Origin of the sequence: Thermoactinomyces mirandus, assembly GCF_013868055.1 — a bacterium.
Classification (GTDB): Bacteria; Bacillota; Bacilli; order Thermoactinomycetales; family Thermoactinomycetaceae; genus Thermoactinomyces; species Thermoactinomyces mirandus.
This window is the reverse complement of sequence record NZ_JACEOL010000024.1, coordinates 11628-24011: the sequence shown is the minus strand read 5'-3', so window position 1 is coordinate 24011 and position 12384 is coordinate 11628. Positions and strand designations below refer to the sequence as shown.

The window sequence follows — 12384 nt, the reverse complement described above, 5'->3', positions numbered from 1 at the left end:
TATTTGCTTCAGTGACGAACCTTTTTACGACGAAAAGCTGCAACTCTTGACTATCCAAGAGCTGCAGCATTTTTGTGCGGTTCCATTTTCATTAAACTTCCATAATGATAGGTAAAATCATGGGGCGACGACGGATCCGCTCAAACAAGAATTTGCTCAGTGCTTCTCGAATGCTTGTTTTGAGGGAAGCCCATTCGCTCACATGTTCTTTCATGCATTTTTCCATTGTTAATGCCACAATCCGATTAGCTTCATCCAGCAATTGTTCGGATTCACGGACATAGACAAAACCTCTTGAAATAATGTCTGGTCCCGATACAATCGTACCATTTGCTTTACTGAGGGTGAGAACAACAACCAAAATTCCATCTTGCGAAAGCAATTTGCGATCTCTTAATACAATATTTCCAACATCTCCAACACCCAAACCATCGACGAGCACTTTTCCGGTTTGGATTTTTGGACCGTATCTTGCCCTGCCACCTGTGAATTCAACCGTGTCACCATTGTCACAAATAAAAATGTTTTCGGGGCGTACCCCCACTGATTCGGCAAGTTGGGCGTGAGTGCGCAGCATGCGATACTCACCGTGAATCGGAATGAAGAATTTGGGTTTAATCAGGTTAAGCATCAGTTTCAGATCTTCCTGAGAACCATGCCCTGAGACGTGTACATGGGAAGTTTTGCTGTAGACAACATCCGCACCAATACGGAATAATTGGTCTACGGTACGGCCAATCAGTTTCTCATTGCCAGGAATCGGCGTAGCAGAGATGATCACGGTATCCCCTGGCAGGATTTCAACCTTGCGATGGGATGCATTTGCCATCCGCGTCAACGCAGACATGGATTCCCCCTGGCTTCCGGTTGATATGACTGCCACCCGATTGGCAGGCAACCGGTTGATTTCATCCGTATCAATGATCAGATCTGAAGGCACATGCAAATAACCCAGTTCCGAAGCAATATTTACGACATTTACCATACTCCGTCCCACCACAGCCAGCTTTCTGCCGTACAATTGGCACGCGTTCACCACTTGCTGGATGCGATGAATATTGGAAGCAAATGTTGCCACAATCACCCGTTGCTTTGCTTTGCGAAAAACTTCGTTAATCCCTTCACCCACTGTGCTTTCAGATCCGGTAAACCCGGTCCGTTCAGCATTGGTGCTGTCAGACAATAAACATAAAACCCCTTTTTTCCCAAGTTCAGCCATTTTATGCAAATCGGCAACCTGTCCATTAACAGGAGTCATGTCAAATTTAAAATCTCCTGTATGAACGACAGCTCCTTCAGGCGTATCTATACAAACTCCCACAGAATCAGGAATGCTATGGTTGGTATAGAAAAAAGAAGCTTTCAATGTTGAACCTAACCTGATCTCCGATTTGTTATTGATAACGTACCGTCTCGTGTCGCTTAAAATATTGGCTTCGCGCAGTTTATGCTCAATCAGCCCCATGGTCAGCTTGGTCGCATAGATGGGAATATCAAGCTGACGCAAAATATATGGCAATCCACCAATATGATCCTCATGACCATGAGTCAATATAATCCCACGTACCTTATCCTTATTCTCAACCAGATATGTGATGTCGGGTATGACTATATCAATCCCCAGCATTTCCTCCTCAGGGAACATTAAGCCCGAATCAATTACTACAATGTCATTCCCGTACTGCACCACATACATGTTTTTCCCGATTTCATCCAACCCACCGAGTGCAAAGATAGATAATTTGCCTCGTTGGTCTTTTGTCAACTACTACCCTCCTATTAAGTTGTTATCACCCTAAACCGCACAAATTTCACTTGGTTTCATTATATACGATTAAAAGATCAATATGCAACTAAATCTTTACCCGGAAAATTTCCAGCAAGCAAAAAGACCTGGCCGCACATAAGCGGACAGGCCTTTTTTCTCTCTTTTTACAGGAGTTTTTCGATCCACTCGTCAGTTTTCTTTTTTTCTTCCTCCGTCAGTTCGACAATCGGCAAACGCACATATGGCTCAGACCAGCCTTTTTTGTACATAGCATATTTAAGCGGAGCCGGGCTGGTCGTAATAAAGACGCCATGGAAAACGGGCAGCAGTCGGATATGCAGTTCCCGGGCTTTTTTGATATCTCCCGCAAAATACGCATCAATCATTTCCTTGATTTCCCGGCTCACCAGATGACTGGCCACACTGACAACTCCGGCTCCGCCTACGGACAAGACAGGCAAAGTCAACCCGTCATCGCCGCTGTATACAGCCACATTCTCCGGAAGTGCAGCAATCAGGCTTGAAATCTGATTCAGATTTCCACTCGCTTCCTTGATGGCTGCAACATTTTCCAGCTGCGCCAGCCGGGTCATGGTTTCCACGGACATGTTGACGCTTGTGCGCCCTGGTACATTGTAAAGCATCACCGGCAGTTTGGTGACTTCCGCAATCGATTTGAAATGCTGGTACAAACCTTCCTGAGATGGTTTATTATAGTATGGAGCAACGATCATGACTCCGTCTGCCCCGATTTCATCGGCTTTTTTCGTCAGTTGAATGCTTTGTGCAGTATTGTTGCTGCCGGTACCGGCGATTACTTTGATGCGTCCGTTTACTTTTTCAAGCGCGAACCGGAAAAGCTCGATTTTTTCCTCTTGTGTCAAGGTCGGAGACTCGGCGGTTGTGCCTGAAACGACGATGGCATCATTCCCATTCTCGATCAGACGTTCAATTGTTTCTCCCAATCGTGGCCAGTCAATCTCACGTTCTTTTGTAAACGGGGTATACAAAGCCGTAATCAATCTGCCAAAACCCATTATGCTTCCCCCTTATGAATAGTGAAGTTGATGCAAATGAAACTTCTGATGCAATGCACGAATCGCCTTGGCCATATCCTGTCCGTGTACCAGGACCCAAATGGTGGTATGGGAATCTGCCGATTGCAGGATCTGAATGTCCTCTTCTGTCAATGCTTCCGAAATTTTGGCCATAATCCCCGGAACTCCGGCAATCCCCGCACCTACCACAGAAACTTTTGCGCAACCTCTGCATAATTCCGGTTCCAATCCCATATCATACAAGATCTGTTCAGCACGTTTTGCCAGATCATCATTAACCGTATAAGCAATTTCACTGGGATTGACACTGATAAAATCCACGCTGATCCCCTGGTCAGCCATGGCCTTGAAAACTTGCATTTGGGTATTGTATTGCCCCTGTCTCAACCGGATTTTGATCTGGGTTACCTCAGGCATTTGTGTAATTCCGATGATGGTTCTTTCTCTTACCTCACTCTCCTGTCGGTCAATTTCAGTCATATGGGTGACCAGTGTCCCGTCAGAATCGGACATCGTTGAACGAACCCGGATCGGGATACTGGATTGCATGGCAATCTCCACTGCCCGGGGATGGATCACTTTGGCGCCTTGAAAAGCAAGATTGCACATTTCCGTGTACGTGACTCTTTCCAGTTGCGTTGCATTCTCCACAATTCTTGGATCAGCCGTCATGATTCCTTCTACATCAGTAAAAATGTCTACAAAAGAGGCAAGAAGAGCCGCTCCCAATGCCGTTGCAGTTGTGTCACTTCCGCCCCGCCCCAAGGTAGTAATTTCTCCGTCTGTCGTCTGGCCCTGGAATCCTGCCACAATAACCACCTGATTTTTTTCCAGTTCCTGCAGGATCCGTTTGGGGTTGACCGTAATGATCTGCGCATTGGTATGTTGATTATTCGTAATGATTCCCGCTTGTCCACCAGTCAATACACAGCAGCGGATTTCCGCCTGATTCAGCATGCTGGAGATCGTGGAAGCAGAGATGATCTCCCCGCAGCTCATCAACAAATCTCTTTCACGAGGACGAATTTGATTGCCGTATTGATTCAGCAGGCTGAGCAAGGTGTCTGTGGCATATGGTTCGCCCTTTCTTCCCATTGCCGAGACCACAACAACAAGCTGATGCCCTTCTGCCAGCGCCTTGCGGATATGGTGCAGGACCCGTTGGCGTTGCTCAGGGGTAGCTACTGAAGTACCCCCAAATTTTTGCACGATGATACTCATTGCTTATCCCTTCTCTATTTGTCTTTTCCAATCAATGCTTCAGCAATCTGGATTGTATTTGTAGCTGCTCCTTTCAGGAGATTATCCGAAACAACCCACATATTCAATGCGCGCGGGTTATTCAGATCACGGCGCAGACGGCCTACAAACACTTCTGTCCGATCCTCTGCATTGATCGGCATGGGATAAACCTGTTCCCCGATGGCATCCTGAACCACTACTCCCGGTACTTCGCCCAGCTGCTTTCGCACTTCTTCCAGATCAAAGTCTGATTTCAATTCAACGTAGACCGATTCGCTGTGACCGCGCATCACCGGTACACGCACACAAGTTGCAGTAACGTCAATCGAATCATCTCCAAAAATCTTTTTCGTTTCACGGATCATTTTCATTTCCTCAAGGGTAAACCCGTTTTCTTCCGCCACGTCCACTTGTGGAATCACGTTGAATGCCTGCTGGTAATGTTTGTTAAGCCTGCCGACAGGAAGTACGTGTGCCGAAACCTCTTTTCCTTCCAGAACGGCCTTGCTCTGTTCTTCCAATTCATTAATCGCCTGCCACCCGGCTCCTGATACAGCCTGATAGGTGGATACAATCACTTTTTCGATTCCATAGTGATCATACAATGGTTTCAAGGCAACAACCATTTGGATCGTTGAGCAGTTAGGATTGGCAATGATTCCTTTATGATGGTTCAATGCTTCAGGATTAACCTCTGGAACAACCAACGGAACTTCCGGATCCATCCGAAAAGCGTTGGTATTGTCAATCACAACAGTCCCCCGTTTTACGGCTTCCTTGGCCAATGCTTTACTTACACTCCCGCCTGCACTGAAAAGGGCAAAATCGACACCGGCAAACGATTCCGGCAATGCTTCCTGAACCGTTACTTCATTGCCACGGAACATGACTTTTTGTCCGGCAGAACGTTTGGAAGCAAGCGGACGCAGTTCCTTTACCGGGAAATCTCTCTTTTCCAGATATTTTAACATTTGTTGTCCGACAGCACCTGTTGCTCCAACAACTGCAACGACAAATTCATTTGCACTCATGGAGTACCCTCCCATTAAACATATGAAGTTAGTCCCCGCTTATTTGTTTGAAAATTGGGGACCCCGGATATTTCACTATCAAAATCTCTTTTCTATTATGAAGTCAAGTCGCGATATTTTTCAACTATTATTGGCTGCAACTGTTTTCCTTCGATCGCTTTCAGACAGGTTTCCGGAATCAATTCCATGCGTGCAACCATTGATTTAGGCTTCTTTTCGGGTGCATCCTGTCCAAACGGCACAAAATATATATCTTTTGTGGACAACAATTTTGCCAGATTGACAGCATTTATTCCCAGTGCATCATTGGTGGAAACGGCCAGTACTACCGGCCGGTGATTCCGCATTTGCGCTTTGGCCGCCATCAGGACAGGACTGTCAGTAATGGCGTTGGCCAGCTTTGCCAGCGAATTGCCGGTACAGGGAGCAATAACAAAACAATCCAGTGTTTTTTGGGGGCCAAAAGGTTCCACTTCCGGAATCGTCATTAAAGGTGACCGGCCGGTAATTTCCACTATCTTCCGTTTCCAGTCCCCTGCAGTGCCAAACCGGCTGTCTACCGTAGCCACGGTATGCGAAATCACCGGTATGACATTGGCCCCCAATTTGATCAGCCGTTCCATTTGGGGAAGCACTTCATCATGTGTACAATGGGATCCCGTCAGACCAAAGCCTATCGTTAAATCATGCCAATTCATCAGACGGATTCCTCCCTGAACAACTCTTTTGTCATTAAACGGGTGATTGTCCGTGCCAGAATCTGACCAGCTGTCTTTGGAGCAACGATTCCCGGCAAACTTGGAGCCAATATCGCCTTAATACCCCGTTTTTCGGCAAAGGGATAATCGACTCCGCCAGGCTTGGAGGCAAGATCGATAATGACAACATCATGAGGGACCAGCGCCAACACCGAGGCGTCGACAATCAGAGCCGGAACCGTATTGAAAATCAGGTCGGCTGTTCTTACATAATCTTTCAGTTCCGAAACATCAAACGATTCCATCCCCATTTCAAACGCCCTGGCCCTGTGCACGGTATTTCTTACGCCAACCTTGACCCTGGCGCCGATGGCATGAAGGGTGCGTGCCAGAGACAAACCGCATCTGCCCATCCCAAGCACGATACATTCTGATCCATGAATCGTAATATCCGTATGCTGAATGGCCATCATCAGGGCGCCTTCTACAGTTGGGATGGAATTGTAAATGGCCACATCGTCCCGTTTTAACAGTTCATATAATTGAATTCCATTCTGACGGCACTGCTCCCGTACATAATCCTTGGCCATTCCGACGAAAACCAGGCAGTTTTCAGGCAATGACTGAAAATGTTCTTCCGTCAGGACCAGCTTTTTTGAAGTAAAAACACTGCTTACCTTCCCTTTTTCATCCGTGCCGATAATGGGAAGCACTAATACATCTGCCATGCTTAACACTTCTGTTGTCAACTCTTTCAATGACGCACCGCTAAGCGGGCTTTGCAGGTTGTCAAATCCGATCAGTGAAACCTTGGCATCCATTTGGATACAGCTTTTGATCACTTCCAATTGCCGTGCATCTCCACCGAGGAAGACAACATGTTTGCCTGTCAGCACTATTTCATACTCCTTTCCTCGGAAGGCTCTCCCCTTTTTTCTTTGTATGCTGATGATTAATTCTTGATGCATCATATGAAAAAAACCGGGATTCGGTTCCCATTTATTCAAATTGTTTTTTGGAAGCTTTTCTGTCTGCAGAATCGACAATAACCATCTCCGGTCCCACTTTTCGGATCATGCTCCACTTCAGTTCCAGGGAGTGCTGGTTTCTTTTCAACCAGGACGAATGGGTCGGCAAAAGAATAAACTGAATCTTTCCGGTTTGCGGGTCGAAAGCAAGATCGGCATGCATAAAATCCCCCAATCGTTTCCCATTTACCAGATCAATGCATTCCTTTGCAGCAAATTCACTCCAGCGCAAATTCAGTCCCTCCTCTTTCTCGTCAAGCATCTCATTCTATCCTTATGCAGGATTTTTGCAAAAATAAAAAAGCCCGGTATGAAAACCGAGGCTTGAATCTCTTAAAAACTCAGCATTTCTAAAGACAATGTTCCAGTTGGATTCGTTGCATTTCCACAATCAATACATCCAGCTGTTCTGACAATGGCAACACATGAGCATCCATTAATCGTTCGGGTTCTCCATTCACCGACTGATACAGTTCATTACGGAGACGTTCCATTTCTTTCTGTAACCTTCTGATCCGATGATTCCGTTCGGACATGAAGATCACCTCTCCTATTTACCCGTATGACCAAAGCCTCCTGAACCACGTGAAGTTTCATCCAACGACTCCACAACTTTCAGCGAAACAGCAGGTATCTGCACAAAAACCAACTGTGCAATGCGGTCTCCCCGCTGGATCCGAAACGACTCCTCACCGGCATTGAGCAAGATGACTCCAATCTCCCCGCGGTAATCGGAATCAATGGTGCCTGGTGCATTTAGCACCGTAATCCCATGCTTCAAGGCGAGACCGCTTCTGGGGCGGACCTGTGCCTCCAGTTCTGCCGGCATGGATAATGCAATACCAGTAGGAATCAACTTCCACTGGCCTGGTTTTAATTCCACTGGCTCAACAACTGCGGCATGGAGATCAAAACCACTGGAACCCGTCGACATTTTTACTGGAAGAGGTAGATCTTCGTTTCCTGGCATGTGAATCATTTTGACATCAAGCAATTGAGTTCCTCCTAAAACTGGCCGGTATTTTTCCATCAGGGGAAATTAGCGCCAACGACATGGGAGACGAAAAGGTTTTTTGCGCCAATCGGTTCACATCTTCCAAAGTAATGCTTTCTATCTGCTCGATAATTTCATCCAATGTAAAATTTCGGTTAAGCAACAGTTCATCCCGTCCCAGCCGGCTCATCCGGTTATTGGTACTTTCCAGCCCCAGCATGATACTTCCTTTCAGCTGCTCTTTCGCTTTTTGCAATTCGTTCTCGCTTAATCCGCCGTTAAGTATATCGTCAAAAACCTGATAAATGCAGGAAAAGACCTCATCTTCCTGACCGTGTTTTGTTCCGGCATATACGGCAAACAGTCCTGTATCCCGATGGGAAGAATGATAAGAATATACCGAATATGCCAGTCCCCGTTCTTCGCGAATTTCCTGAAAAAGTCGTGAGCTCATATTGCCGCCTAGGACATTGTTCAATAATACCAGGGTATAAAGGTCATCATGGCCAACTGGCAAGCCAGGCAGTCCGAGGCAAATATGCGTCTGTTCCGTATCCTTTTTCCTGACTTTGAGCCGGGGTGTAAATACGGGAACTTCCTTGTTTACAGGCGGTGTTTTTCCCTGATGGTGGCTGAATGCCTCATCGATCAGTTCCAGGTACCCGTCCGGAAGGTTTCCCGCCACAGCGATAACGACATTGGACGGCACATAGAACTGATTTTTATATTGGAACAGGTCTTCTCGCTTAAAGCTTTGGACCGTTTCTGCATTTCCCAGGACCGGATATCCCAGCGCATGGTCCCCGATCGATACTTCCGACAGCAGGTCATGTACCAAATCATCGGGCGTATCTTCCACCATATATATCTCTTCCAATACAACTTTCTTTTCTTTTTCTATTTCATTTTCGGCAAAAATTGACTCAAAAAACATGTCAGCCAACACATCCAATGCCGTCGCAAAGTGCTCATCAAGTACCTTGAAATAATAACAGGTGATCTCTTTTGAAGTAAATGCATTCACATGGCCGCCAATGGCATCAAAAGCTTCTGCCACTTCCCGCGCTGTCCTGTTTTTGGTTCCTTTAAACATCATGTGTTCAATAAAATGGGAAATTCCGTTATTTGCCGGTGTTTCATTTTCTGAACCCGTACCAACCCATATACCCAGGGCTACCGAGCGAACATGAGGAATTTTCTCCGCTACGATGCGCACGCCATTATTCAACGTATATTTAACGATCAAATAAGATCCTCCTTATTCATTCGATAAGCTGTCCAAAAAGCAATCTTACTATATCAAATCTAATATTTTTGCTCAATCTACTTAACCCTTTTCGATGATAACAGATTGCTGACCGTCATCCATTTCAAACCTTTGTTCTTTCCCGCACGGATGATTTGCGGCAACGCCTTTACCGTCCGGTCGGTCGGATGGGTGAGCAGCAAGGTACCTGGAACAATTTCCTTTTCCACCTTGCCTACCATCATTTCCGGTGAGACTGATTTTTTCCAGTCGACGGTATCCAATGTCCATAATATGGTATTCATGTGAAATTGTGCGGCCATTTTTATCACTCGCCGGTCAAAATCCCCTGCGGGCGGAGCAAACCATTTACTTTTGACCTGCAAGTGTTTTTCAATCAGTGCTTGTGTTTTTCCAATCTCTTTTTCCATTTGCGCGGTACTGATTTGACTCATCAGCGGATGGGAATAAGCGTGGTTTCCGATTTCATGCCCCTCCCGGATGATTTGCCTGGCTGCCTCCGGATTCTTTTTCAGCCAGGAACCATCTAAAAAAAAAGTGGCTTTTATCTGCTCTTTTTTTAAAATTTTCAATATTTGCGGTATGTATTCTGTTCCCCAGGCCACGTTGACCATCAGGGCGGCGGCCGGTTTTTTTTCATTTCCCCGGTAAACCGGTTCATTTCCCAGATCCTTGAGTTGAATTTTGGGTGGAATTTCCCGATACACCCATTGAATGGACTTTCTGTCTTTTTGTTCCAAAGTGCGCCGAATCGTTTCATTCAGATTGACTTCACGACCGTTTAAACCCGGGATCGCTTTCCAGATCCGGTCAACCCGGGCATTGATGGGTTCAATATAATGCTTTGGCGCCTCTTTCCTGATTTGCCTGACGATCCTCTGTTCCGTTGAGTAGCCAAACACTGGCACGACATCATGTTTTTTTACAGAAGCAACATACGCTTCAATGGTAGGGAGTTGTACCAGTATAACAATGAAACATACTGATGAGATAAGTGCGATCACGCGAACAGGTGGTAACAAAATTCTGTCGCCTCCTTTTTCTTCCTACCATATGCATCCGGACAACTCCCTATGCCGGCCCCAAAATGTAAAAAAGAGGCAGATCGCTCTGACTCTTTTGCTTTGCCTCTTGTGGTTATAACATCTCTTTTTTCTTGTCGGCCATTTCTTTCAATACCGCCTTGCGTGAAAGATTGATCCTGCCCTGGTCATCAATTTCCGTTACTTTGACCATGATGGAATCTCCGACATTGACCACATCACTTACTTTCCCTACACGGTTAATATCCATTTGTGAGATATGTACAAGCCCTTCCTTGCCTGGGATAATCTCAACAAATGCCCCGTATTTTTCAATCCGCTTAACTGTTCCAAGGTATGTTTCCCCAACCACCACTTCGCGAACCAGATCTTCAATGATCTGTTTGGCCCGTTCATTCTGTCTTGCTTCAGAAGAGGCAATAAAAATACGGCCGTCCTGTTCAATATCGATTTTCACACCGGTTTCTTCGATGATTTTATTGATGACCCGTCCGCTCGGCCCGATCACATCGCGAATTTTATCCGGGTGAATGCGCAGGGTCAGGATCTTCGGAGCATATGGGGACAACTCTTTGCGTGGTTCCTTTATGGTTGCTTCCATATTGTCAAGGATCACCATTCTTGCCCGGTTGGCCTGCTCCAGCGCTCTTTGCAGGATATCCCGGTCAATGTCTTCAATCTTGATATCCATCTGTAGCGCAGTAACACCTTTACGCGTCCCGGCCACCTTGAAATCCATATCCCCGAGATGATCTTCCATTCCCTGAATGTCGGTCAATACCACGACATTATCCTTTTCTTTGACAAGTCCCATCGCAATTCCGGCAACCGGGTCCCTGATCGGAACACCCGCATTCATCAGTGCAAGGGTTGAAGCGCAAATACTTGCCTGTGAAGTAGATCCGTTTGATTCAAGCACTTCCGAAACCAACCGAATCGTATACGGGAAAATATCCTCTGACGGAATCACAGGTTCCAGCGCCCTTTCTCCCAATGCCCCATGACCGATTTCCCGTCGTCCTGGAGCACGAAGCGGTCTGGCTTCACCAACACTGAAGGGAGGAAAATTGTAATGATGCATAAAACGCTTTGATTCTTCCAGATCCAAACCATCCAGAATCTGTACATCGCCCAAGGCACCTAACGTACAGACACTTAAAACCTGCGTTTGTCCCCGGGTAAACAAACCGGAACCATGCGCACGCGGCAAAATATCAATTTCGCTTGAAAGCGGGCGAATTTCATCGATTTTCCGTCCGTCCGGGCGTTGTCCTTCTTCCAGAATCAAGCGGCGGACTTCCTCTTTAACAATCTGGTCCAGGACTGTATGAATATCTTTTTCTTTTTCCGCAAACTCTTCTTCGCCTAACTCATCAGCAAACTTTTCGGAAATTTGTTCCTTCACCTGATCAATGGCATCCTGGCGCGCCTGTTTGTCTATCACCTGAACGGCTTCCAGCAAAGAATCCGTTGCCAGATTCCTTACCCTTTGTTCGATGGTTTCATCAACCTGGTACAACTCCACTTCCATTTTGTCCTGTCCGATTTCTTCGACGATTTTTTCCTGGAAGGCCACAATTTCCTTAATGACTTCATGTCCGAACAGGATCGCTTCCAGCATCGTCTCCTCCGGAACTTCATCCGAACCTGCCTCTACCATGTTAATTCCTTTTTTTGTACCGGCCACTACCAGATGCATATCCGATTTTTCGGCCTGTTCTACCGTAGGATTAATGATGAACTTGCCATCCACCCGACCAACTACCACGCCTCCGATCGGCCCTTTAAACGGGATATCGGAAATGGAAAGAGCAGCAGAGGCACCAATCAGGGCAGCTATTTCCGAAGAACAATCCTGATCGACCGACATGACCATCGTCACAATTTGGACTTCATTGCGAAATCCTTCATCAAACAGGGGACGGATCGGACGGTCAATTAACCGGGAAGCTAAAATCGCCTTCTCACTAGGGCGTCCTTCACGTTTAATAAAACCTCCGGGGATTTTCCCGACCGCATAGAGACGCTCTTCATAATTCACGGTCAGCGGAAAAAAATCGGTATCCCGCGGTTCCTTGGAAGCCACAACAGTAGCCAAAACCGATGTATCACCATAACGAACCATGACGGAACCATTAGCTTGTTTGGCAAATTTTCCAACCTCAAGTATCAGTTTTCGTCCTGCAAAATCTGTTTCAAATATTGCAGATTCCATCTTCAACAATTTCCCCCTCTCAAAGACACAAATATTCCAT

The 12384-nt window shown here is 46.3% G+C and carries 12 protein-coding genes; all 12 read right to left on the bottom strand.

The window, feature by feature from the left end:
• Positions 1-91 precede the first annotated feature (91 nt).
• Positions 92-1765 carry a ribonuclease J gene (locus tag H2C83_RS07335; RefSeq protein WP_181739296.1) on the bottom strand — a complete coding sequence of 558 codons (1674 nt, stop codon included), beginning with the start codon at positions 1763-1765 and terminating at the stop codon, positions 92-94.
• Positions 1766-1932: 167 nt separating this feature from the next.
• Complete coding sequence (dapA, locus tag H2C83_RS07330) at positions 1933-2808, bottom strand: 4-hydroxy-tetrahydrodipicolinate synthase (RefSeq protein ID WP_181739304.1); 876 nt, start codon at positions 2806-2808, stop codon at positions 1933-1935.
• A gap of 9 nt (positions 2809-2817) precedes the next feature.
• On the bottom strand, positions 2818-4047 hold the full coding sequence (gene dapG, locus H2C83_RS07325; protein ID WP_181739294.1) for an aspartate kinase: 1230 nt from the start codon (positions 4045-4047) through the stop codon (positions 2818-2820).
• 14 nt (positions 4048-4061) lie between these two features.
• A complete protein-coding gene (locus tag H2C83_RS07320) occupies positions 4062-5099 on the bottom strand; it encodes an aspartate-semialdehyde dehydrogenase (protein ID WP_181739291.1) in 1038 nt (345 codons plus the stop codon).
• A 95-nt stretch (positions 5100-5194) separates the two neighbouring features.
• Positions 5195-5797, bottom strand: a complete 603-nt coding sequence (locus H2C83_RS07315) for a dipicolinate synthase subunit B (RefSeq protein WP_181739289.1) — start codon at positions 5795-5797, stop codon at positions 5195-5197.
• On the bottom strand, positions 5797-6693 hold the full coding sequence (gene dpsA / locus H2C83_RS07310; RefSeq protein WP_181739287.1) for a dipicolinate synthase subunit DpsA: 897 nt from the start codon (positions 6691-6693) through the stop codon (positions 5797-5799). The genes H2C83_RS07315 and dpsA overlap by 1 nt, the downstream gene beginning before the upstream one ends.
• Before the next feature lie 103 nt (positions 6694-6796).
• Positions 6797-7057 carry a YlmC/YmxH family sporulation protein gene (locus H2C83_RS07305; RefSeq protein WP_181739285.1) on the bottom strand — a complete coding sequence of 87 codons (261 nt, stop codon included), beginning with the start codon at positions 7055-7057 and terminating at the stop codon, positions 6797-6799.
• Between the two features lie 118 nt (positions 7058-7175).
• Positions 7176-7361 (bottom strand): aspartyl-phosphate phosphatase Spo0E family protein, encoded by a 186-nt coding sequence (locus H2C83_RS07300; RefSeq protein ID WP_181739283.1) that lies wholly within the window; start codon positions 7359-7361, stop codon positions 7176-7178.
• Between the two features lie 14 nt (positions 7362-7375).
• Positions 7376-7804 carry a dUTP diphosphatase gene (dut, locus tag H2C83_RS07295; protein ID WP_376766349.1) on the bottom strand — a complete coding sequence of 143 codons (429 nt, stop codon included), beginning with the start codon at positions 7802-7804 and terminating at the stop codon, positions 7376-7378.
• Positions 7805-7811: 7 nt separating this feature from the next.
• On the bottom strand, positions 7812-9065 hold the full coding sequence (locus tag H2C83_RS07290) for a M16 family metallopeptidase (RefSeq protein WP_181739279.1): 1254 nt from the start codon (positions 9063-9065) through the stop codon (positions 7812-7814).
• A 77-nt stretch (positions 9066-9142) separates the two neighbouring features.
• Positions 9143-10108 carry a polysaccharide deacetylase family protein gene (locus H2C83_RS07285; protein WP_181739277.1) on the bottom strand — a complete coding sequence of 322 codons (966 nt, stop codon included), beginning with the start codon at positions 10106-10108 and terminating at the stop codon, positions 9143-9145.
• A gap of 115 nt (positions 10109-10223) precedes the next feature.
• Positions 10224-12344 carry a polyribonucleotide nucleotidyltransferase gene (gene pnp / locus H2C83_RS07280; RefSeq protein WP_376766348.1) on the bottom strand — a complete coding sequence of 707 codons (2121 nt, stop codon included), beginning with the start codon at positions 12342-12344 and terminating at the stop codon, positions 10224-10226.
• Positions 12345-12384 lie beyond the last annotated feature (40 nt).

What these genes read in the sequence shown, in the direction of transcription:
- dapG (WP_181739294.1), bottom strand. Translation starts at nt 4,047, where the DNA reads ATGAGTATCATCGTGCAAAAATTTGGGGGTACTTCAGTAGCTACCCCT.
- H2C83_RS07320 (WP_181739291.1), bottom strand. Translation starts at nt 5,099, where the DNA reads ATGAGTGCAAATGAATTTGTCGTTGCAGTTGTTGGAGCAACAGGTGCT.
- H2C83_RS07315 (WP_181739289.1), bottom strand. Translation starts at nt 5,797, where the DNA reads ATGAATTGGCATGATTTAACGATAGGCTTTGGTCTGACGGGATCCCAT.
- H2C83_RS07300 (WP_181739283.1), bottom strand. Translation starts at nt 7,361, where the DNA reads ATGTCCGAACGGAATCATCGGATCAGAAGGTTACAGAAAGAAATGGAA.
- dut (WP_376766349.1), bottom strand. Translation starts at nt 7,804, where the DNA reads ATGATTCACATGCCAGGAAACGAAGATCTACCTCTTCCAGTAAAAATG.
- pnp (WP_376766348.1), bottom strand. Translation starts at nt 12,344, where the DNA reads ATGGAATCTGCAATATTTGAAACAGATTTTGCAGGACGAAAACTGATA.